The 19735-nt window shown below is 44.4% G+C and carries 22 protein-coding genes, 1 other RNA gene and 1 pseudogene; 14 read left to right on the top strand and 10 right to left on the bottom strand.

Annotated elements, in window-relative coordinates:
- Positions 1–54 precede the first annotated feature (54 nt).
- Positions 55–735, bottom strand: coding sequence for a PspA/IM30 family protein (locus MY523_RS13910; protein ID WP_250655295.1), 681 nt, complete (start codon positions 733–735; stop codon positions 55–57).
- A gap of 38 nt (positions 736–773) precedes the next feature.
- A complete protein-coding gene (locus MY523_RS13905; RefSeq protein ID WP_250655294.1) occupies positions 774–1049 on the bottom strand; it encodes a YiaA/YiaB family inner membrane protein in 276 nt (91 codons plus the stop codon).
- 188 nt (positions 1050–1237) lie between these two features.
- Between MY523_RS13905 and MY523_RS13900 the strand changes: the two genes are divergently transcribed.
- Together MY523_RS13900 and MY523_RS13895 are read left to right on the top strand one after the other, a co-directional pair.
- The gene (locus MY523_RS13900; protein ID WP_250655293.1) at positions 1238–1987 is read left to right on the top strand and encodes a helix-turn-helix domain-containing protein; all 750 of its coding nucleotides are present in this window, start codon (positions 1238–1240) and stop codon (positions 1985–1987) included.
- Positions 1988–2078: 91 nt separating this feature from the next.
- Positions 2079–2456 (top strand): DUF2237 family protein, encoded by a 378-nt coding sequence (locus MY523_RS13895; RefSeq protein ID WP_250658824.1) that lies wholly within the window; start codon positions 2079–2081, stop codon positions 2454–2456.
- Between the two features lie 4 nt (positions 2457–2460).
- Here the strand turns inward: MY523_RS13895 and rpiA are convergent, their stop codons facing one another.
- Positions 2461–3141, bottom strand: a complete 681-nt coding sequence (gene rpiA, locus MY523_RS13890) for a ribose-5-phosphate isomerase RpiA (RefSeq protein ID WP_250655292.1) — start codon at positions 3139–3141, stop codon at positions 2461–2463.
- A gap of 210 nt (positions 3142–3351) precedes the next feature.
- Between rpiA and MY523_RS13885 the strand changes: the two genes are divergently transcribed.
- The 6 genes from MY523_RS13885 to MY523_RS13865 all read left to right on the top strand — a co-directional run bounded on the left by MY523_RS13885 (position 3352) and on the right by MY523_RS13865 (position 10231).
- Positions 3352–4179 (top strand): adenosylcobinamide-GDP ribazoletransferase, encoded by an 828-nt coding sequence (locus MY523_RS13885; RefSeq protein ID WP_250655291.1) that lies wholly within the window; start codon positions 3352–3354, stop codon positions 4177–4179.
- Positions 4180–4239: 60 nt separating this feature from the next.
- Positions 4240–5403 carry an MFS transporter gene (locus MY523_RS13880; protein WP_250655290.1) on the top strand — a complete coding sequence of 388 codons (1164 nt, stop codon included), beginning with the start codon at positions 4240–4242 and terminating at the stop codon, positions 5401–5403.
- Between the two features lie 234 nt (positions 5404–5637).
- Positions 5638–8958: an EAL domain-containing protein gene (locus tag MY523_RS13875; RefSeq protein WP_250655289.1), complete on the top strand. Its 3321-nt coding sequence runs from the start codon at positions 5638–5640 to the stop codon at positions 8956–8958.
- A 211-nt stretch (positions 8959–9169) separates the two neighbouring features.
- Positions 9170–9607, top strand: a complete 438-nt coding sequence (locus MY523_RS13870) for a hypothetical protein (protein WP_250655288.1) — start codon at positions 9170–9172, stop codon at positions 9605–9607.
- Between the two features lie 174 nt (positions 9608–9781).
- Positions 9782–10009: a type II toxin-antitoxin system VapC family toxin gene (locus tag MY523_RS21960; protein WP_370301046.1), complete on the top strand. Its 228-nt coding sequence runs from the start codon at positions 9782–9784 to the stop codon at positions 10007–10009.
- Positions 10010–10012: 3 nt separating this feature from the next.
- Positions 10013–10231, top strand: coding sequence for a type II toxin-antitoxin system Phd/YefM family antitoxin (locus tag MY523_RS13865; RefSeq protein WP_250655287.1), 219 nt, complete (start codon positions 10013–10015; stop codon positions 10229–10231).
- 41 nt (positions 10232–10272) lie between these two features.
- Here the strand turns inward: MY523_RS13865 and MY523_RS13860 are convergent.
- Positions 10273–10447: pseudogene (locus MY523_RS13860) on the bottom strand (transposase); the annotation flags it as partial.
- Between the two features lie 425 nt (positions 10448–10872).
- Here MY523_RS13860 and MY523_RS13855 point away from each other — a divergent pair.
- The 3 genes from MY523_RS13855 to MY523_RS13845 all read left to right on the top strand — a co-directional run bounded on the left by MY523_RS13855 (position 10873) and on the right by MY523_RS13845 (position 12588).
- Positions 10873–11427 (top strand): hypothetical protein, encoded by a 555-nt coding sequence (locus MY523_RS13855; RefSeq protein WP_250655286.1) that lies wholly within the window; start codon positions 10873–10875, stop codon positions 11425–11427.
- Entirely contained in the window at positions 11424–11774 is a 351-nt protein-coding gene (locus MY523_RS13850; protein WP_250655285.1) for a hypothetical protein, read from the top strand. Before MY523_RS13855 ends, MY523_RS13850 begins: the two co-directional genes overlap by 4 nt.
- Before the next feature lie 448 nt (positions 11775–12222).
- Positions 12223–12588 (top strand): VOC family protein, encoded by a 366-nt coding sequence (locus MY523_RS13845; RefSeq protein WP_250655284.1) that lies wholly within the window; start codon positions 12223–12225, stop codon positions 12586–12588.
- A gap of 282 nt (positions 12589–12870) precedes the next feature.
- Here MY523_RS13845 and MY523_RS13840 read toward each other — a convergent pair whose 3' ends face one another.
- The gene (locus MY523_RS13840; protein WP_250655283.1) at positions 12871–14121 is read right to left on the bottom strand and encodes an NADH:flavin oxidoreductase/NADH oxidase family protein; all 1251 of its coding nucleotides are present in this window, start codon (positions 14119–14121) and stop codon (positions 12871–12873) included.
- A 129-nt stretch (positions 14122–14250) separates the two neighbouring features.
- Complete coding sequence (locus MY523_RS13835; RefSeq protein WP_250655282.1) at positions 14251–14859, bottom strand: TetR/AcrR family transcriptional regulator; 609 nt, start codon at positions 14857–14859, stop codon at positions 14251–14253.
- 283 nt (positions 14860–15142) lie between these two features.
- Between MY523_RS13835 and ilvA the strand changes: the two genes are divergently transcribed.
- Both ilvA and MY523_RS13825 read left to right on the top strand, forming a co-directional pair.
- Complete coding sequence (gene ilvA, locus MY523_RS13830; RefSeq protein WP_250655281.1) at positions 15143–16663, top strand: threonine ammonia-lyase, biosynthetic; 1521 nt, start codon at positions 15143–15145, stop codon at positions 16661–16663.
- Positions 16664–16999: 336 nt separating this feature from the next.
- Positions 17000–17143, top strand: a complete 144-nt coding sequence (locus tag MY523_RS13825; RefSeq protein ID WP_250655280.1) for a hypothetical protein — start codon at positions 17000–17002, stop codon at positions 17141–17143.
- Between the two features lie 48 nt (positions 17144–17191).
- Here MY523_RS13825 and MY523_RS13820 read toward each other — a convergent pair whose 3' ends face one another.
- From MY523_RS13820 to MY523_RS13805, 4 genes are all read right to left on the bottom strand, one after another.
- Positions 17192–17848: a 5-formyltetrahydrofolate cyclo-ligase gene (locus MY523_RS13820; RefSeq protein WP_250655279.1), complete on the bottom strand. Its 657-nt coding sequence runs from the start codon at positions 17846–17848 to the stop codon at positions 17192–17194.
- A gap of 8 nt (positions 17849–17856) precedes the next feature.
- Positions 17857–18049: non-coding RNA, 6S RNA (ssrS, locus tag MY523_RS13815), on the bottom strand.
- Positions 18050–18192: 143 nt separating this feature from the next.
- A complete protein-coding gene (locus MY523_RS13810; protein WP_250655278.1) occupies positions 18193–18477 on the bottom strand; it encodes a cell division protein ZapA in 285 nt (94 codons plus the stop codon).
- On the bottom strand, positions 18477–18683 hold the full coding sequence (locus tag MY523_RS13805; protein WP_250655277.1) for a TIGR02449 family protein: 207 nt from the start codon (positions 18681–18683) through the stop codon (positions 18477–18479). Before MY523_RS13805 ends, MY523_RS13810 begins: the two co-directional genes overlap by 1 nt.
- A 424-nt stretch (positions 18684–19107) precedes the next feature.
- Between MY523_RS13805 and MY523_RS13800 the strand changes: the two genes are divergently transcribed.
- Positions 19108–19704, top strand: a complete 597-nt coding sequence (locus MY523_RS13800; protein ID WP_250655276.1) for a UPF0149 family protein — start codon at positions 19108–19110, stop codon at positions 19702–19704.
- Positions 19705–19735: the final 31 nt, after the last annotated feature.

The following is a 19735-nucleotide window of genomic DNA, read 5'->3' as shown; positions in this document are numbered from 1 at the left end:
AGTAACGCAGAATCAATTAAGCCTCCGGTCGGAGGCTTGTGTCAGAATGATTGGTTATTTTCTTACCCGATCCAATACCGCTTGGATATCGGCTTTGCGGGTTCCTAGTCCGGCGCTTTCTACTTTTTTATCCAGCGCTCCGTCACCTATTTCATCTTCAATAGCCGCGACTGCACTGGCTGTATCATCTACTCTCTGTTGCTGCTGTTTGATTCGCTGTAATGAACTGTTTAAGTCGATGATATTGGTGTCGACTGAGTGAGCATGATTATTGGCAAGCCTGGACGCCTTTTGCGCGCTGGCTGTTGCTTTGGCGATTCCTAACTCTCTGCGGAAGGCTTTTATTTGTTGCGCTGATGACTGGATATTGCGAGTGAGATTTTTCTCCCGTGTTATCAGGTTATTGACTGCAAGCATTTGCTCATTCATGACCTTTTCTTTCTCAATAATGTCTTCCGCAAGCTCGGTTGCCAGGGGGGCATCCTCAATGCTCAACGCCTTTGCGGCCTGACTCTCTCTGGATTTGATCTGCTCCCTGAGTTGATCATTTGATCGTTCAAGCTGAACTCGCTCCGCCATAACATAGGCGAGTTGCTGCTTTGATCTGGCGATGCCATGCTCAGCATCGACGATCTCTTGCTCGAATATCCTGATGGCATTTGCATCAATAACGACTTCTGCGCTTTCACGTACTGACCCACGAAGGGCGGTGGCAATTTTTCTCATAACGTTCATAGTGGCTAACTCCTGACTATGGCATTGTTGGGTCTAACTTATGCGTCTGAATACTCTTTAATAATTTGCTGTGTTTTGGCCTCGGATAGCTTGTTAATGAGGCGCTGACTCTCGTGATCATCTCGTAATGTTTTAGACATCGTGATGGTTGAGCTCACTAAAAATAGTGCGCAAATGGCCAAGTACCCTTTAACCATTAAGTCCGCAGGTATCATCACGATGCCTACTGCCATAGCCAGTAGGGAAATGGCAAATGAGGCTTTAACAAAAAATAACCAGCTCTGGCTGTTGCTTTGTACTTCATCGATCATCATATTGTTTCTCCCAAATAACGGCTGTTTATAGTGATTAGCGTGTCGCTTAGCTGATGTGCAAAATTTACTGATCGGGTCTTGGATAAACAACTAAAATGCTTGAAGTCTCTGTTGGATAAACTATAAGTATCGTATATTGATACCATTGCAGTGTTTAGCTGTCGTAAGTGATTAGGTGGAGAATAGATTTGGCTGAGACAACCAGTATTGTCAGCACATTGAAACGAGAGCTTAAATCCCACGGTTTAACATATAAGCATGTGAGCAGAGCGCTCAATATTGCTGAGTCGAGCGTAAAGCGCTTGTTCGCAGAGAAAGACTTTTCATTGAAACGGCTCGATCAAATATGCCAGTTAATGGATATGGAAATTTCTGAACTTCTACAGCGAATGGAGCAGGATAAACGCCTGATTAGCCAGCTTACCCTGGAGCAGGAGTCACTGCTGGTGAGTGACCATAAGTTATTGCTGGTGGCGGTTTGCGTATCTAATCGCTGGAGTTTTAATGATATTTTGGACGCCTACACCCTGACAGAGCATGAGCTTATTCAGGTGCTTGCTTCACTCGATAAACTGAAGCTGATCGAGTTGTTGCCAAATAATCGGGTCAAGTTGTTGATGTCGCCTGACTTCAGCTGGATTCCCAATGGACCTATTAATCGCTTTTTTGATGCGCAGGTGCAATCGGAATTTTTTAAATCCCGTTTTAATGGCGCGGGCGAGTCCAGACTTTTCGTATCCGGGATGCTTTCCCGTGCATCGAACGAAATTATGTTGAGGAAGATGGAGCGGCTGGTTCAGGAGTTTCGGCAATTTAATGATGATGATCAGGAACTCCCTTTATCAGAACGCTTTGGCAGTAGTATGATGGTGGCTATTCGGCCATGGGAGCTTGCAGTGTTTGAGACTTATAGAAAAGACAATAGCAAACGTTTTTAACTGCACTGATTAGCACTGCTGCTGGTTAAGACGCTGTTGGTTCAGTATGGTGATGACTTAAATGTAACGACACGGAGGCTTTATGAGCGAGCTGGATATGGATGACTCTCTGAACGTATACGGAGAGGTGTTGAAAAGCTGTAGTGAAGACCCGGTAACGGGTTTTTTTAGGGATGGTTGCTGCAATACAAACGGCCAGGATGTAGGCTCCCATACCGTGTGTATCGAAGCGACTCAGGCCTTTTTAGAGTTTTCTCGCTTCAAAGGAAACGACCTATCCACCCCCATGCCAGACTATGGGTTTCCGGGGTTAAAACCCGGTGATCGGTGGTGCTTATGCGCCGCCAGATGGCTGGAAGCACATGAGCAGGGAATGGCACCCCGTGTTCACCTTTCCCGTACACATATTAAAGCGCTTGAGATTGTGCCGCTGGATATTCTCAAACGCTATGCAGCCGACCTTAATTAGCGTTTTACTGGCTTTTGGCAGTGATGGTTTTAACGCCATCACGGGTGCCCATTAAAAGTACATTGGCTGGTCGACATGCAAACAGGCCATTAGTCACTACACCGGTGATCTGGTTAATGCGTTCTTCGATTGAAATAGGCGCAGACAGGTTCATATTATGGACGTCCAAAATAATATTACCGTTGTCGGTAACAAACCCTTCCCGGTAGACCGGGTCACCACCTAGCTTAACCAGTTCTCTGGCGACGTAGCTGCGAGCCATCGGCAAGACTTCTATCGGGAGAGGGAAGTCACCCAGAATATCAACCATTTTGCTGTCATCGACAATACAGATAAACTCTTGTGCTACTGCGGCAACAATTTTTTCACGGGTCAGGGCGCCGCCGCCACCTTTGATAAGCTCAAGTCGTTCATTGGTTTCATCTGCGCCATCAATATAGAACTCCAGATGAGAGACGGTATTTAACTCATAAACAGGAATACCATGGGACTTCAGCCTTTCTGCTGTTGCCTCGGAACTTGCGACCGCACCGTCAAAAGATGTTTTAATGCTGGCTAAGGCATCAATAAAAAAATTGGCAGTTGACCCAGTGCCAACGCCAATAACACTATCATCCGATAATTTGGGTTGAATATAGTCGAGCGCTGCCTTGGCAACAGCCTCTTTAAGCTGGTCTTGGTTCATGGTTTCTCCCCGTTATCGAAACGGCGTAAGTCATCAGTGTAAATAAGCATAAATGTTGGTGGCTATTAATGTTGGTGAGTATTATAGCGGCGATTCTGTTATTACACTAACTTCTATTGACGCGCTTTCGATATTCACAGACACTCGTTAGCCCTTGTTTTAACGCCCGAATATCAGCCTTTATCGTTCAGCTTTAGAAATAGATTTTTTATGAAAAATATAAATTGGCGCAGAGAGCTAGACCTGTTTTTTACTGCGGTAATGTTTTTAACCCGACTGCCTACGCCGAAGTGGGTTCAGTTTGAAGAGCAATACCTGACAGACTGTTCCCGCTACTTTCCACTGGTTGGTTTGCTGGTTGGCCTCGTTGCTGCCGCATCATACGCCATATTCTCCCTTCTCCTAGGCTCGTTGCTGGCAGTTATTTTATCGATGTCATTAACTGTTCTGATTACAGGGGCTTTTCATGAGGATGGTTTTGCTGATTCTTGTGATGGCTTTGGTGGAGGCTGGGAGAAAGATCAAATACTACGCATCATGAAAGATTCCCGCTTAGGCTCCTATGGCGCTTTGGGGTTATTGTTGATCTTGGGGACGAAGTTGATGGCATTGTTGACGCTAGCAGCACAGGAGCCATTGTTCAATGTGTTTACCAGCGGTCAATACTCTGGCAACGTCGTATGTGCACTTGTTGTTGCGCACCCGTTAAGCCGTTTATTTTGCCTCTTAATTATTTATAACATGGACTATGTACAAGAGAGCCAAAAAAGTAAAGTCGCCTCCCAGGCGCAGAAATTGACTGATAACGCCCTATGGTTTGCAGCTGCCAGCGTAGCGTGGTTGTTACTGTTGTTAGATGTCGTGACTGTGCTGGTTCTATTGGGCACCTTATGGGTTGTTTATGTCGGTATTAAGCGCTACCTGCTGGCTAAAATAGGTGGGTATACCGGTGATTGCCTGGGGGCCGCCCAGCAGTTAGCGGAAGTGATAATCTATATATTATTGTGTACCTCTTTTTCAGCTTTAGGCTTGTTTTAACTCGCGACTTTGCTATCTCTAACATCGCTTTTTGTTCAGCAATATTTTATGGAATTTTGAATGAAACTACTGCCTTTCAATGTCTGGCTATTAATGCTGGTGGGGTCAATTGCCATGATGGCTGCCCCCATGGTGGTGTTTTCAGGCGGTTTAATTGGCGCCGCTTTGGCACCCGATAGTTCGTTAGCCACATTGCCGGTTGCGATTATGGTGGTCGGCACGGCGGTGGCTGCTGTTCCTGTCACGTTCTTGATGCAGTCGATAGGGCGAAAGCTCTCATTCCTTTTGGGGAGTTTGGTTAGTTTTTGTGGTGCGCTGCTCTCGGCGTATTCAGTGAATGAACAACTTTTCTGGGGCTTTTGCAGTGGTATATTTTTGCTGGGCGCAGGGCTGGCATTTGTCCAGCAGTATCGTTTTGCCGCAATGGAAAGTGTTGCCCCTGATGATATGGCTCGTGCGGCAGCGCGGGTTTTGTTAGGTGGTTTGATTGCAGCCTATGCTGGGCCTGAAATTTCTTTACGGAGCAAGGAGTTGTTCTCGGTTCACTATGTAGGCGGCTTTGTTATTTTGGCTATGCTGTATCTGGTGTGTGCGATGTTGCTGCTATTTTATAAATCTAACGCAATGATAGTCACCGAGGAGCGGGGGGAGGGGCGTTCTTTAGTTGAGATTGCTTCACACCCTGTATTTTGGACTGCTGTATTATCGGCTGCCGTTGGCTATGCGGTGATGAGTTTCGTTATGACCGCGACACCAATGAGCATGCATATCACTATGGGTCATTCGTTAGAAGATACGAAGTGGGTCATTCAGAGTCACATCATGGCGATGTTTATTCCTTCCTTTTTTAGTGGTTGGTTGATCAGTCGATTTGGCACGGGCAACATTATGTTGGCCGGGGTTGCTGCATTTTTGCTCTGCATTGTGGTTGCTTTTGTTGATCAGGCACTAATGAATTACTGGTTGGCATTGGTGCTGCTGGGAGTGGGGTGGAATTTTCTGTTTGTGGGGGGAACATCACTGTTACCTCAAAGCTACCGTAAGGGAGAACAGTTTAAAGCACAGGCTTTTAATGAGTTTTTCGTATTTGGTTTTCAGGCGGTCGCTTCTCTCTCTTCCGGTTGGGTATTGTATACATTGGGTTGGCAGTCGTTATTGCTTATCTGTATTCCTTTACTGGTTGTTGTCCTGTTCTCAATCGTACTCTGGAGACGCGCCGCATAGAGTTGTTATTTTATGTGTACTTTTGATGATAGCTTACTGATTTTATTCTATTCTAAACGGTAGTTTCTATCGCGGGTGATGTGCCAAGTAAGCCTGCATAAAACACTTTTTCTGGTGTTTTTCTTAGGGCGGGCTCTGCTGCCTATGCTCCCAAGCGCTGGCGTTCTCAAGTGTTTTGGGCTTTGAATTTTATAAAAGAGAGTCGGGTTGTTGGTGTTAAAGTTATCTAGATGTATGAGCTTTTTGGCTTCGATCGGGAGTGTCTGGTGGGTTCCCGTATTGATCGCCGCCGGGCTGATTCCTGTTAATGCCTATAATCCACTTTTGTTTCACACCCTGTCAGAATTGTTCGCAATTGGTATTGCCATTATCAGTTTTGTGGTTGCCTGGAACACCTACTCACTTTCAAGAAATAACTACTTGATGTTTTTGGGGGTAGGCTATTTTTGGGTAGGCACTTTAGATTTTTTCCACACCTTAACATTTACCGGGCTGCCTTTTTTCTCGGTGTATGACGCCAATCCGACGTTACAAATCTGGATTATTGCTCGTTATTTTGAGGCATTGGTATTGCTGGTTGCGCCACTGTTTATTGCGCGTCAACTGAACCGCAGGCGGGCGTTTCTCTATTGCGGCGCCATTTCGACAGCCGCGCTAATAGCGGTTGCAAATAAATGGGTGCCGGTGATGCATATTGCCGGTAGCGGTTTGCAGCCAGTTAAAGTTATCAGCGAATATATTATTGTCACTATTCTGATCCTGGCCGTCATGGCGTTGTGGCATGAGCGGAAGAATATCGACAAGCATGTGCTGCGGGTTATTGATGCATCTATTGTGTTCACCATCGCGGCTGAACTCTCGTTTACCTTGTACAGCGACTTTCAAGGCATCATGCTGATGGTTGGGCATTTATTAAAACTATTCTCGTTTTGGGGCATCTATGTTGCGTTGATTGAATCCTCGCTAAAAGAGCCATTTAAAAACCTGTCGAGAGAAGCGAATACGTATGATGCGGTGCCTGATGAAACTGTCGTTATTGATGCCAAAGGTATCGTACGACAAGTTAACGAAGCGGTACGACAAACTACAAAGTTATCCACGGCTGAATGTGTAGGCTGTCATTGCCACGAATTGCTTCATCCAGCCAGTCTAAGTATCGACGACTGTCAGGTTTGTCGGGCGGTATTGGAGCAAACCCCACTGCGCTCTTTCGAGTTTTTTGACCCTGAGTCTGAGAGTTGGTTTGAGGCTACATTGACCAACATTCATTATGTGGGTGAAACCGCGGGCATGGTTCATGTGCGCCGGAACATTACCAAACGAAAAGTGGCTCAAGAAAAAGTGGCCAGCCTTAATCGGCTTTACACGGTGTTAAGCCATACCAATAAGGCGATTTTATTAGCAAAAAACCGTGAAGAGATGTTTCAGAGAATCTGTGATATCGCCATTCAAAAGGGTGGCTTTAAAATGGCATGGATTGGCGTTATCAAAGATGATGTGGTCAGCCCTCAGAGTTTTGCCGGTGACGAACACGGTTATTTGAAAGATATGGAAATGCGCGTTGATGACTCGGTGTTAGCGAGAGGCCCTGTAGGGCAAGCAGCGAAACGTGCTCAGGTCTGTTATGTCAATGACGTGCTGACAGACCCGGACTTCTCCCCCTGGCGTGAAGCGGCGATTGAACGGGGTTATCGCGCCCTGGCCGCAGTGCCTCTTCGGTTTGGTGGTGAGGTGATGGGAATATTCACCATTTACTCTGCTGCACCCAATGTGTTTGATAGCGAAATGTTTGGTCTGCTTTCCAGCTTAAGTGATGATATTAGCGCGGCTATCAGACATATAGACCATGAGCAACGCAGGGTAGCAGCAGAAAAGAAACTTCGACAGCTGTCGCAAGCGGTAGAGCAGAGCTCAAATGCCATCATTATTACCGATACCCAAGGTGATATTGAGTATGTAAACCGGTCTTTTACCCAGCTGACCGGGTACAAGCTAGAGGAGGTTGTAGGAAAAACACCTCAACTGCTCAAAAGTGAACACAGCTCTGCGGAGGTCAGCAAAGAAATATGGCACACCTTGCTGGCAGGTGATGAGTGGAATGGAGAGCTTCAGAACAGAAAAAAAGACGGCACACTCTACTGGTCGCTACAGTCCATCTCGCCTATCAGAGACGAGCAGGGCAACGTTACGCACTATTTGTCGACCCAGGAAGACAATACAGAGCTGCACGAGGCACAGGAAACCATTAAAAAACTCGCTTTCTATGACCCGTTGACGAGTTTGCCTAATCGAAGGTTATTGAATGACCGGTTAGACCAGGCCATCGCCAGTGCTAAACGCTACCCGCATCAGATGGTTGCAGTGATGTTGTTTGACCTTGATAACTTCAAGCGAGTGAATGACTCGTTAGGGCACAAATATGGTGATCTGGTTTTACAGCATGTGGCAAAAAGCTTTTCAGGCATCGTCCGAGAGGAGGACACTGTCTCGCGCCTGGGGGGAGATGAATTCACGGTTGTATTGAGAGGTATGCCCGGTATCGATCAAATAATCGATATTGCCACACTGTTTATCAATAAACTTGCAGAACCGATTGAGTTGATGGGAAATCAGGTCATAGTCGGAACCAGCATCGGCATTGCAGTGTACCCGCAAGACGCCAACGATGCGGATACCCTGATGCGGAATGCAGATATGGCGATGTACCATGCAAAAGCTGAGGGTAAGCACAACTTTCAGTTCTATAAGGAAGAGATGAACAGCAAAGCTCAAGAGCGTTTACTGCTTGAGAATAAGCTTCGTCATGCCATTGAGAGTGGCCACTTTGTTCTGCACTACCAGCCACAAGTTGACTTGAGAACCAAAGAGCTGATTGGCTTAGAAGCGCTTATTCGATGGGTCGACCCAATTCAGGGTGTTATCTCACCTTTGACGTTTATTCCGTTGGCCGAAGAAACCGGCATGATAGGCAAAATCGGTGATTGGGTTATCAGCCAGGCGTGTGAAGAAAACAGACGACTACAGAAAAATGGATTTCCTGCTGTCAAAGTCGCGGTTAATGTTTCTGCCTATCAGTTCAGGCATGGCGACCACCTATGCCGAGTGATTCAGAACTCGTTAGAGGCGACCGAATTAAACCCTGCACACTTGTCGGTAGAGCTAACGGAGAGCATTCTAATAGAAGATGTAGAAGGAACCATCGCTCAGCTGAATAAGCTTAAAGCCCTCGGCATTACACTCGCCGTCGATGACTTTGGAACCGGCTACTCCTCACTGAGTTACTTAAAACGATTCCCTATTGATATTCTAAAGATTGATCAGTCGTTTATCAGGGATATTCTGGATGATGCCAATGACGAAGCGATTGTGAATGCGATCATCGGTATGGGGCGATCACTGGGCTTAACGGTCTTGGCAGAAGGTGTTGAAACCGTTGCCCATCGAGACTACCTGATACAGCAACAGTGCCACTTTGCACAGGGTTATCTCTACTGCAAACCAAAACCTGCAGACGAGCTATTGGCTTGTTGGCAGGCCGGTAGTTTATTACTTTAGTTTCAGGCCTAAATAGCACTCCAACAGTCATTCCCGCGAAGTCGGGAACCCATTGTTTTAATAACCTTGAGCAAAAATTGACTCTTTGATTTGGCCAAAAAGTGTTATTGTGATTCTTATAAAATAACTTATACAGATGCTGTATAGCACCGAAAATGCGGCTGCTGTATAAGAAATTGTTATACGTAATTAATCGATCACAGGAGCAAGGATGAGAGAAGTTAGACTCCAGTTGTACTCTAATGAAGAGATGCTCTCCATTTGTAAGCATACGAGAAATTATCTGATTGAAAAGCAAAATGGAGCACCATTAAATAGTTACTTCAAAATCAAAGCAGGAAAACAAGCTCGAAAGACGACTATGCCAATAGGCGATCACGAGGAATACTTAGATCATATTCTTGATTGCCAGAAGTGTCAGCAATGGATCAAGGAGGTCTATCCAGAGGAGTTTTGGAAACGCAGCGAGAGTATTGCAAAGTACTGTTGTGCTGGTTTTTATTGTGCCGTTGAAGAATACAACAAAACAAATCGTGAACGTATTTACTCAACTTTACATAGAGGTGAAGACCCTGTCTGGGTATTTGGTAGCAAAGGAGACCACATCGTATTTTGTCCTTGGTGTGGTTCTCGGTTGCATCATGAGTGAGCCATATCAAAAAACGTATAACCAAGCCAGCTTTCGGAACTTCGTCCGCAACTGGCGGCGTTAGAATGCCAAGTTACCCATGAAAAGTAGACACCTCACTACAAGCTAATGAGGTTCTAATTATGACCCTATGAGATTGGTAATGCACTAAGTGCAATAGTTAAAAGAAAACAGTTGTCTCAAGACGAGGCTATGCAGGCTATAGAGCTAACTCAGGCAATACCGGTTAGGTTGATTCAAACTGATGTAAACAGTTCGTTAGAGTTAGCTCTAAAATTTAATATCTATGCATACGATGCTTATTTTTTACAATGTGCTTTGTCTTTAAACTGTCCGTTATTAACGCTAGACAAAAAAATGAAAGATGTGGCAAAGCAACTTAACATTGTTGTAGTGGAGTAATTTATGAGAATCTATACATATTCTGAAGCACGTCAAAATTTATCAGAGCTATTGTCGTTAGCAGAAAACGAGGAGGTCGTTATTCAGCGTAGGGACGGTAAAACATTTACGGTTAACTTTAAGCAAAATGAAGTTAAATCACCGTTTGATGTTTCGGGCATCAACACAAAAGCAACTACAAAAAACATTCTAGATGCGGTGGAAGAATCAAGAAAACTATAAGGCGCTCATGGGCAACGTTATATTTCAGGAGTTAACAATACCAACGCGACACCCTCGCGCTGTGCTTCGATTTTTTCCTTCCACTTGTATAGCAAACTGGTGCCAATACCCAGCGATTTAGCGGCTTCTGAAACGGAGTAGCCTTGTTCCAATAAAAGCTACAGCTTCTTCTTTAAACTCTTTCGTATATTGCTTGTGACTGCGTTTCTGACTCATACTGACACCTTAATTCATGGACGATTATTGTCTCTCAATTAAGTGTCCGGTGCTATTAGACCACTACACGCGAATGTAAGTTATCCGAGAATGCAGTGGTGCGCAAGCGCAGGGTTATCTCTACTGCAAGTCAAAACCTTCTGATGAACTACTGGCGTGTGGCAGGCGGGTAGTTTATTGCATTAGTGTCGGGCGTATTTTTTGGAAAATGCGTTTAATGCAAAAACTCCACACTAAAAGCAGCACTTCAAAACGTTGGAAGTGAGTCGTAGGTTATAAGTAAAGATATAGCTGCTCTAGAGAGCTATATTGAGTCTTGATATGGGGGACTTAATGCTAGTTCCTTTTTGTTCTGTATGTGTCATTAGTGGAAAAATTAATGCTAGAATTCGGGGGGATTAATCTACCAATGGAGAAATAAATAAATGAAATGGATGTCAATACTACTTTTATCGTTGTTTAGTTTATTAGCATATTCACAAGAGGTCACTCAATACGACGTGAAGCCTGGGTGCTCAGAAGACTTTGTGAAAATTAGTGATGGTTTTTTAGACTGGTGTTTAGACGTAGGTTCATTGCAGGGCGCTAGAATAGTTAGTGATGATGGCGTAATGATTTTTTGGTCTAAAAAGAAACACATGAGCATAAAAACACACACGTCAAAGTCATGGGGTAAAGGTGACTCTGATATGACTCGTGTACCAACAGCTTTGCTTATGAATGATTACGCAGAGATAGACGATCCAAGGCTTAAAGATGATTTGGCTGCATTATATAAAGTTTTATACGATGATACTGGCTATCGCGAAACGGGTGTTGTTAATAACGGATATAAAAGTGTAAGTATTATTTTTGGCCGCAGTGTTTCGTACGTTTTCGTAACGAATGCGAAAAATAAGAGCTATCTTACACAAATTAGTGTCTATGGTATGAGCAAGGAAGAAATCTTAAGTAAAGTTATTAAAGGAGTTTTATTATGATCGGTACCAAATTAACAGATGAAGAGAAGGAAAGCGTAATTGATATCATGGAAACGATATATGGCTTTGACTCCTCTTTTAGAAACCAAAAATCGCAAATCAATCAGCAAACAGTTGATGCTTTAGAAGAAACGCTTTCTGCCCTTGAAAAATGTAATTCTGATATGAAAGATTTAGTGACAAAACTGGTTGGCGCCGCTGCTAAAGGCAGTGAAGGTTGGTTACGTTGGTCCTTAAAGACAATAGGCAAAGCACTAAAGAATGAAAAGCTAAAATTCAATGGGTTGGCGTGTCGAAATATTGTTGGTGCCAGCAGGAAAAGTTTTATTTATTCAACTCTTTGGTAATGTAAATTAATCGGGTAGCTGAGGGGGCTAACCTTCAGCCCCACTACAGCCCGAATTTGGGCCCATTTAGGGAGTTTCACTCAGATATAGTGAATCTAAGCAATGTCTTCGTACAGCGATGGAAAAATGCTATATCGTTTGTGTACAGGACTGGCACCCAATATTTTTGAACAACAACGATTGCAAATTTTCAAACTCCTAGCATCTTTCGAAAAACCAAAAATGGTTATCTTGTTTCAATCTATCAACGTTAATAGGCGCTCAATTAAAAATATAACTAGCCGCCATGTTTGCCGTTCGCTTCGCTTCACGCCCATCTTGAATACTTTAAACGACTATTTTCAACAATAGTGCCGTGCAATATTTGTTAGTTCCCGCAACACTACTGACATACAGCTGTCAGCAGTGTGGATAACTATTCTGCCTACTATTCAGTAGGAGATTTTGAATGATGAAAATGAACTATTTTGTTCTTGGGACAAACAACTTGGAAGCATCGACTAAATTCTATGATTCACTTTTCGAACAAACAGAATTTTGTCAGGTTTTATCAACCGAAAGAATGACATTCTGGCAGGGTGAAGATGAAGACTCTGCATTTGCAGTTGCGATACCCTTTAATAAGGAGGCTGCAACTAATGGAAATGGAACCATGGTTGGTTTTGGTGTTGGATCTACCGACGAAGTAAAAAGACTTCATAAAAAGGCTATTGAATTAGGTGGCACCTGTGAGGGCGAGCCAAATCAACGGGGGCCTCGTTTTTCTGCATATGTGAGAGATTTAGATAAGAATAAAATCGCTTTTTCTAACTAAAATGCTTAACAACCGTAGGCTGCGAAACGACGTAAAAACAGTCATTCCCGCGCACAAGGTGAATTGCGAAGCAAGAGAGAGCACTCGGGGTGCGCTTGCGCACCGGTTGGCTCTCCCGCTAATGCAAGTTATCCGAGATATGCCAATGCCTACTAGCTTTCTGTTGAGCATAGAATCGGGCGTGGGGTACTCTCGTACAAAGAACTTGGCAAAATGTGTGGCGACAAAGAAGTAGGAGATGCCCCGCGCCCGATAAAAAGTCAATATCTTCCTGTATGTCTCTTATGCGCGACGTTTTCTAAAAGAATATACACCAGCGCCCAATAGTGTTTTAAAGAATGTGCTCCATTCACTCATGTCAGGTTTAGGTGCTTTCTTTTGTGCCATTCTTGCCAGTTGAAACTCATACCAGGTGATATCCAGCATGGCCATTTTGTCCACAAGTTTGACTCCTGTGGTTAAGGGTCTTAACTCGATGCTATGTGTGGCATCGGTCATGAGTTTATTTGGCAAATCAGGGTCTACTGCCAGCGGACGGGCAAGGCCAATAAAATCTGTCGCGCCACTTCGTAAAGCCGTCACCATTCCATCTGCAGAACGGAAACCACCAGTTACAACAAGCGGGGTGTCAATCAGACTGCGCACTTTCTCTGCATACTCTAAGAAGTAAGCTTCTCTTTTCTGCGTTGTTGGTTTCATCTTATGGCCAACCATTGAAGGGCTTTCATAGGTTCCGCCCGAAATTTCAATTAAATCGATGCCAGCCTCTGCCAGCGCTTTTACCACCTCCATTGAGTCTTCCTCGGTAAAGCCTCCACGCATAAAGTCTGCCGAGTTAAGTTTTATACCAATTGGGAAGTCTTTACCGACCTTCTCGCGAATGGCGTGGTATACCGCCAATACGAAGCGCATTCTGTTTTCCAGTGATCCACCCCATTGGTCGTTTCTTTGGTTGTGCCTCGGTGATAAGAATTGGCTGACCAGATAACCATGGGCACCATGAATCTGAACCCCTGTGAAACCTGCTGTCTTTGCTAGCTCTGCGGCTGTTGCGAACTTTTGGATAATCTCCAATATCTCATTTTCAGCCAGTGCGCGAGGCTTGTTAAAGCCCTTTTCAAGACCGTTCTCTAATGCGATAGCAGAAGGCGCAACCGGTTCGTCGCAGATAAAGTTAGGTATCTGCTTACCTGGGTGATTAAGTTGCGTCCATAGATGGGTACCGTTTGCGGTGCCCGCCTTTGCCCACTCACGAAAAGGCGCCAGGTCGCTCTTTTCGTCAAGTACTACATTTTTGGGCTCACCTAACGCGCCTCGGTCAACCATTATATTGCCGGTAATGGATAGGCCTAAACCGCCTTCTGCCCAGGTTTTATAGAGCGTGGCTAACCCTCTGGTTGGATTATGTGCTTTCGTGCCCAGTTGTTCACTCATCGCAGACTTGAACAGCCTATTCTTTATTGTTGTGCCATTTTTCAGGGTGAATGGATTGCTTAGATCAAGGTTGTTGCTGTTAGTACTGTGGTTGCTCACAGGTAAATCCTCTTTGGCTATTTAGTCGCTTCGGTACTAATTATTTAATTAGACCGGTCGTCTATTAACTGGGTCTAAAAAAACGAACAAGCCATCAGGTTGTTCGTTTTTATCTGTTCTTTGCTCGTTTTATCCGTCGGCTTGTGGCTTAAGCAGGTGGTCAAGCATGATAAATAGTGTTTCTTTGGCTGACGCTATACTTCCTTCCATTTTCATTTTAAGCAGGCTGCCTTCCCATGTTGCCCAAAATACAGTGGTAATTTGTTCTGCTGTCAGGTCGTTCCGAATCTCGCGCTCATCTTGAGCCTGTTGGATTAAGCTGGATATTCGTCGCTTCGACTGATTTACTGACTCAAGCATCGCAACTTGGCATGTCTCGCTTTGGTTGCCAATTTCGGCGGCGATGCTGCCAATTAAGCAGCCTTGTTGACAATTTTGGCCAGAAAACTTCTCCAGCATAAACTGATAAATGGTCTTAATTTTATCCAAAGGTTGTTCGTTGGAACTCTCTACATAGTCATCCAGTATTTTTAGGTACTGGCTGCTATATTCTCGAATAATTTCAGCTACAAAGGCTTCTTTACTCTCAAAGTAGTTGTAAAACGAACCTTTGGGTACATTGACTGCGTCAAGAATTTTCTTAATGCCGGTGCCGTGATAGCCGTGCTGTGACAGCTGCTCGATACCGTTCTCAATAAGTGCTTCTCGTGTATGTTCACTTCGTCTAGGTCTTGGCATAAAGATAATATATGACCGGTCGTCTATTAATTCAAGTAAAACAGTGTAACGTTTTCGGGTAAAGCGGAAATTGTATCTATTATGCCGCTTTATCGCAGTAAAGCGGGGTGCAAGGCTAGTAATATCGAATCAATACGATATATTGTGGCATTAGTTTATAAGTGCTTTAGCGTTATCTTGATCGTATCCCGGCCCTTAGCATGTAGAGTTCTGTTATTGGATAGAATAACGACGAGTAGCACAACGATTTCTGCCCACTTTAATTTAGATAGAATGATATTCCATGCCTCAGCGATATATAAAAAAAATACTGGATGCGCGCGTTTATGATGTTGCCATCGAAACACCTTTAACCGATGCGAGACTTCTTTCATCACGTTTTAATAATCACATTGTATTAAAGCGCGAGGATTTGCAGCCTGTTTTTTCATTCAAGATTCGAGGCGCTTACAACAAGGTTTTTCAATTAACTGACGAAGAGAAAGCGAAAGGGGTTATTGCGGCTTCAGCAGGGAATCACGCGCAGGGGCTGGCATACTCGGCCCAAAAACTTGGCATTAAAGCGACGATTGTTATGCCAATGACCACGCCTGAAATTAAGGTGAACTCGGTTAAAAGCCGAGGCGCCAAAGTGATTCTGAAAGGCGATGCCTTTGATGAGGCATCAGCTTATGCCCGGGAACTGGTTGAGAAAAAGGGCATGGTGTATATCCCGCCCTACGATGATGAAGATGTCATTGCAGGGCAGGGAACCGTTGCAATGGAGTTGCTTTGGCAGCATACCGCGCCTATTCACGCGGTCTTTATCCCTGTTGGTGGTGGCGGCCTTATTGCGGGTATGGCTGCATACATCAAATATATCAGGCCAGATGTTAAGGTTATCGGTGTGGAGTCTGACGAGTCTGCCTGTTTATATGAGGCGCTTAAAGCCAATGAACGTATCACGCTGGACGAAGTGGGGATTTTTGCCGATGGTGTTGCGGTTAAACAAATTGGTGAACTGCCGTTTGAAGTGGCCAGAGACTGCGTTGATGAAGTGATAACGGTCACAACAGATGAGATTTGCGCCGCAATCAAAGATGTTTTTGATGATACCCGCTCTATCGCAGAACCCGCAGGCGCGTTAGCGGTTGCCGGCCTTAAAAAATATGTTGAACGGGAAAACATAGAGAGCGAAAACCTGGCGGCTGTCGTGAGTGGTGCCAATGTCAACTTTGACCGATTGCGCTATATCTCCGAACGAACAGAAATAGGTGAAAAGCGGGAAGCAATACTAGCGGTCACATTGCCAGAGAGACCCGGAAGCTACAAACAGTTTGTTCAAGCATTGAGTAAGCGAAATATTACTGAGTTTAACTACCGCTATTCTGACATGTCCGCCGCTCAGGTTTTTGTTGGGGTTCAAATCCAGCATGGAGGTCAGGGACGTGAAGAGCTGGTTACGAGCCTTCGAGAGGATGGATATCCGGTTCTCGATCTAACCGATAACGAAATGGCTAAACTGCATATTCGCTATATGGTAGGAGGACACTCGGCTGCTACAGATAACGAGAAAGTATTTCGTTTCGAGTTTCCCGAGCGCCCAGGTGCGTTGATGAAGTTTTTAATGTCGCTGGGTACACGCTGGAATATCTCAATGTTTCATTACCGCAACCATGGCTCTGCCTATAGTAGAGTGTTGATGGGCGTTCAGGTTGATGATGCGGATTTATCTGAGTTCCAGAAGATGCTGGACAAGGTCGGATTCAGGTATTGGGATGAGACGGATAATCCGGCCTATAAGTTATTTTTAGGTTGTTCGTAGGCTCGGGGCCTTTGCACGACGATTGCGCTCGCAAATACAGTGTTAAAAAAATGGTTTTGCTTCGCCCATAACGTCGTGCAAAGGTCTTGTTTTGTTTTTGTCCGTTGAATAAAAATGTTCAAAAACTGGACAATCATTAAATTTGATATATCTTAAGGTTACAGCGGTTAGTTGTGTTACGGTTTGTAATATGTGTTCAACTGATTGATAATTATACGAACGACTCTTTTCACGACCGCAGGGAAGCCAAAAAAATAAAGAGGGCATGGAGGCACACTCTAAATCTACAGCTCATAAAGAGTGATAAACGTTAACATAGTGGATCTTGGGGGATCTATGAAACGTAAGCCTGATAGCATGGTGGCATTGGTATTCCTGTTTTGTCTTGGGTTGGCAGCAACGGGGTTTGCATCGATTTTGTCGGATGACGAGCCGCGTATAGGTCAGCCGACCACGACCCAGACGCTGGCAAAGAAATAGTAAACTCTTACATAGAGTCGCTTGGTTTTAAATATAGGTCGAGTGGCTCTAGCTAGTCTGATATAACGTCTTAGTCTGGTACAACCTCTTGTCTGTCGCTATACCATGAAGGGGAATATCCCACTTTTCCAAGGGGATCGATTCTACCTGCTGAAAGTGGTGAGCCAGCCCATAGAGTTGAGTTCTTGCAGGTGTTGAGCCCTTTTTTTTCGGCTGCGTGAACTCAAAGGTTCTATCATAAAAGCCACCTCCCATTCCTAAACGCCCCCCCTTACTATCGAACGCAACCAGCGGGAATAAAACCAAACTCAGTGCCCAAGGCGATACTCTGCGTTTGTTTTTTATTGATGGTTCAAGAATGCCAAAACGATTCTTTTTAAGTATCGTGTTCCGACGGTATTGATAGAACCACAGGCAGTTCTTTTTCGTCGGGTGTAAAACAGGAAGGTAGCAGTGCTTTTGGCAGCGCCATAGTGTGTTTATGAAATGTGATGGGTCGATTTCACCATCGTTCGCCAGGTAAATTGCAATATGCTTGCTGCGCTTAAAAAGGTCGCTTTTTATGAGTGTTGATTTTAGTTTCTGTGCGGCTTTTTTCTGTTGAAAAGGGGATAAGGAGCATCGCTTCTTGCGCATCTCGCGTCTAAGCTGCTGTTTGCTTAATGGGGGCTTAAGAAGAGATTCAGGGTATGCTTGTTGATTCATAATCGTAGAAGTTTCCCAATGTGCCGCTGTCGAATATGGCCTTGAACCCTATGGTTCAAGGTGGTGGCAGCTGTGATAAATTAGGCTTTCCCCATTTACCTCAAAGAGATAAGGGGACTTGCACACATTACCCTGAGTCGCCACCGGTAAAACGCTTATCGGCTCGAGGACTTATCCAACTCGCGAACACACCAGGAAACTAGTCTTTATTATAATTGATGATCGAGAAGGTTTAAATCTGGTTATATGATTTTAGACAAAAATTAACGAATTTTTACTCGTAAAGGCGACTATGTTTAAGTGCAACGATACCTCATGCGCTAGACCTTTAGGCCTTTAGACCTTTAGGCCTTTGCGAGCGCTGCATCAAGCTTCGAATCAAGATCCTGAATGATTTTTGATGTGCTCTCTGAAAGCTGTGACCCTTGTAGCATATCATGGGTAATGTTGAGGGCAGCCATCACAGCGATGCGCTCGGTTCCATGCACTTTTCCGCTGTTTCTGATCTCTCTCATTTTGCTATCCAGATGCTTTGCTGCACTTTCTAGTTGCATTCGAGCTTCATCCGGGCAGGCAATTAAATACTCTTTATCAAGTATTCTAACTTCTACAGTATTACTATCGGACATTAATGCTGCTCCAGCGCTTTAAGGCGGCCTATCATTGCTTCAATTTTATTGCGTGCTAAATCATTTTTCTGCATCAACTGAGATCGCTCCTGATGCCAACCTTCCTGCAGTTCGCGAAGGGCAGAGTTATCACTCTCTAATTGCGCGCAATATTTTATTAATCGGTCTATTTTATCTGACAGTACTTCAAAATTGGCTTCAGCCATAATACTTTTCCGAAAACCTGTATGTGAAAACTATAATTTGGCACCTGCTATGGGTCAATCTAGCGGGTAATCTTAACACTGAGATTTTTTCACGACTACTGTGCTTGCAAATACGTCGTTAAAAAATGGCTCAAAATGCTCATATATAGCGCATAAACTCCGCTTTTTCGTCATGTCTTGCCTAGTCTGTGCTGCGCTCGTAACGTCGTGAACAGATCTCAGCACTGATATTTTTACTTTTTTAACGTTTTTTCTCTAAAAAGCGCTCAATGCCTTGATTTGATGCCCGAATTCCCTAAATCTGAGTATAGCGGTTTTGTTGAAAAAATCCTCTAATGCAACAAATCGTTGCAGTTTAGTTTCTTCATTCCTATCAACCCGTATAATAGATCGATAATCGATATTCACTGGAAACGACTTATCTATGACTGATTTTAATACCGAGCAAGAGTCTGATTTTGACTGGTTGGCTAATTTTTATGCCAGTCAAGGGGCCATCAACCACCCCTGCGAATTGCATGGTTTGCTCATCGGCCGACTGGCTGGTGGGGAACGGCTGAGCGCCGATGAGTGGCTGAAACTTGTTGTCGAACATATGGGGCTAGAGCACTTGGTTCAAGATAACCAGAGTGAGCGGGCACTTACTAATCTCGTTGAGCTTTATACCAGCAACCTCCAGCAGTTGGAAGAGATGGCAATGGGGTTTAGCCTGGTACTGCCCGATGATGACTTTATCTTGAGTCAGCGGGTTGAAGGTCTTGGCATGTGGGTCAGAGGGTTTCTGGAAGGTCTTGCGCTTTCTGCCAAGGGGCAGCTGGCTGCAGCTGATTCCGACATTCAGGAACTATTGAGAGACCTTGTTGCAATATCTCAAATTGATGATCAGACAGAAGAAAGTGAAGATGCTGAAAAGGAGATCAATGAGATCATAGAGTACGTGAGAGTCGGCGTTGTAACAGTCTTTTCTGAGTTTAATAATCAACAAGATGTAGAAGCGGGTGAGAGCAAAACGCTACACTGACGCTACCACTATATCAAGGCCTTTACGTAAC

This window comes from Alkalimarinus coralli (assembly GCF_023650515.1).
In the GTDB taxonomy this organism is placed as follows: domain Bacteria; phylum Pseudomonadota; class Gammaproteobacteria; order Pseudomonadales; family Oleiphilaceae; genus Alkalimarinus; species Alkalimarinus coralli.
The sequence above is the reverse complement of the archived record's forward strand: the minus strand, read 5'-3'. Positions and strand labels throughout refer to the sequence as shown.

Excerpts from the sequence above, each read along its gene's own strand:
- MY523_RS13910 (WP_250655295.1), bottom strand. The coding sequence starts at position 735 with ATGAACGTTATGAGAAAAATTGCCACCGCCCTTCGTGGGTCAGTACGT.
- MY523_RS13905 (WP_250655294.1), bottom strand. The coding sequence starts at position 1,049 with ATGATGATCGATGAAGTACAAAGCAACAGCCAGAGCTGGTTATTTTTT.
- rpiA (WP_250655292.1), bottom strand. The coding sequence starts at position 3,141 with ATGAACCAAGACCAGCTTAAAGAGGCTGTTGCCAAGGCAGCGCTCGAC.
- MY523_RS13885 (WP_250655291.1), top strand. The coding sequence starts at position 3,352 with ATGAAAAATATAAATTGGCGCAGAGAGCTAGACCTGTTTTTTACTGCG.
- MY523_RS13880 (WP_250655290.1), top strand. The coding sequence starts at position 4,240 with ATGAAACTACTGCCTTTCAATGTCTGGCTATTAATGCTGGTGGGGTCA.
- MY523_RS13875 (WP_250655289.1), top strand. The coding sequence starts at position 5,638 with ATGAGCTTTTTGGCTTCGATCGGGAGTGTCTGGTGGGTTCCCGTATTG.
- MY523_RS13870 (WP_250655288.1), top strand. The coding sequence starts at position 9,170 with ATGAGAGAAGTTAGACTCCAGTTGTACTCTAATGAAGAGATGCTCTCC.
- MY523_RS13865 (WP_250655287.1), top strand. The coding sequence starts at position 10,013 with ATGAGAATCTATACATATTCTGAAGCACGTCAAAATTTATCAGAGCTA.
- MY523_RS13855 (WP_250655286.1), top strand. The coding sequence starts at position 10,873 with ATGAAATGGATGTCAATACTACTTTTATCGTTGTTTAGTTTATTAGCA.
- MY523_RS13850 (WP_250655285.1), top strand. The coding sequence starts at position 11,424 with ATGATCGGTACCAAATTAACAGATGAAGAGAAGGAAAGCGTAATTGAT.
- MY523_RS13845 (WP_250655284.1), top strand. The coding sequence starts at position 12,223 with ATGATGAAAATGAACTATTTTGTTCTTGGGACAAACAACTTGGAAGCA.
- MY523_RS13835 (WP_250655282.1), bottom strand. The coding sequence starts at position 14,859 with ATGCCAAGACCTAGACGAAGTGAACATACACGAGAAGCACTTATTGAG.
- ilvA (WP_250655281.1), top strand. The coding sequence starts at position 15,143 with ATGCCTCAGCGATATATAAAAAAAATACTGGATGCGCGCGTTTATGAT.
- MY523_RS13825 (WP_250655280.1), top strand. The coding sequence starts at position 17,000 with ATGAAACGTAAGCCTGATAGCATGGTGGCATTGGTATTCCTGTTTTGT.
- MY523_RS13820 (WP_250655279.1), bottom strand. The coding sequence starts at position 17,848 with ATGAATCAACAAGCATACCCTGAATCTCTTCTTAAGCCCCCATTAAGC.
- MY523_RS13810 (WP_250655278.1), bottom strand. The coding sequence starts at position 18,477 with ATGTCCGATAGTAATACTGTAGAAGTTAGAATACTTGATAAAGAGTAT.
- MY523_RS13805 (WP_250655277.1), bottom strand. The coding sequence starts at position 18,683 with ATGGCTGAAGCCAATTTTGAAGTACTGTCAGATAAAATAGACCGATTA.
- MY523_RS13800 (WP_250655276.1), top strand. The coding sequence starts at position 19,108 with ATGACTGATTTTAATACCGAGCAAGAGTCTGATTTTGACTGGTTGGCT.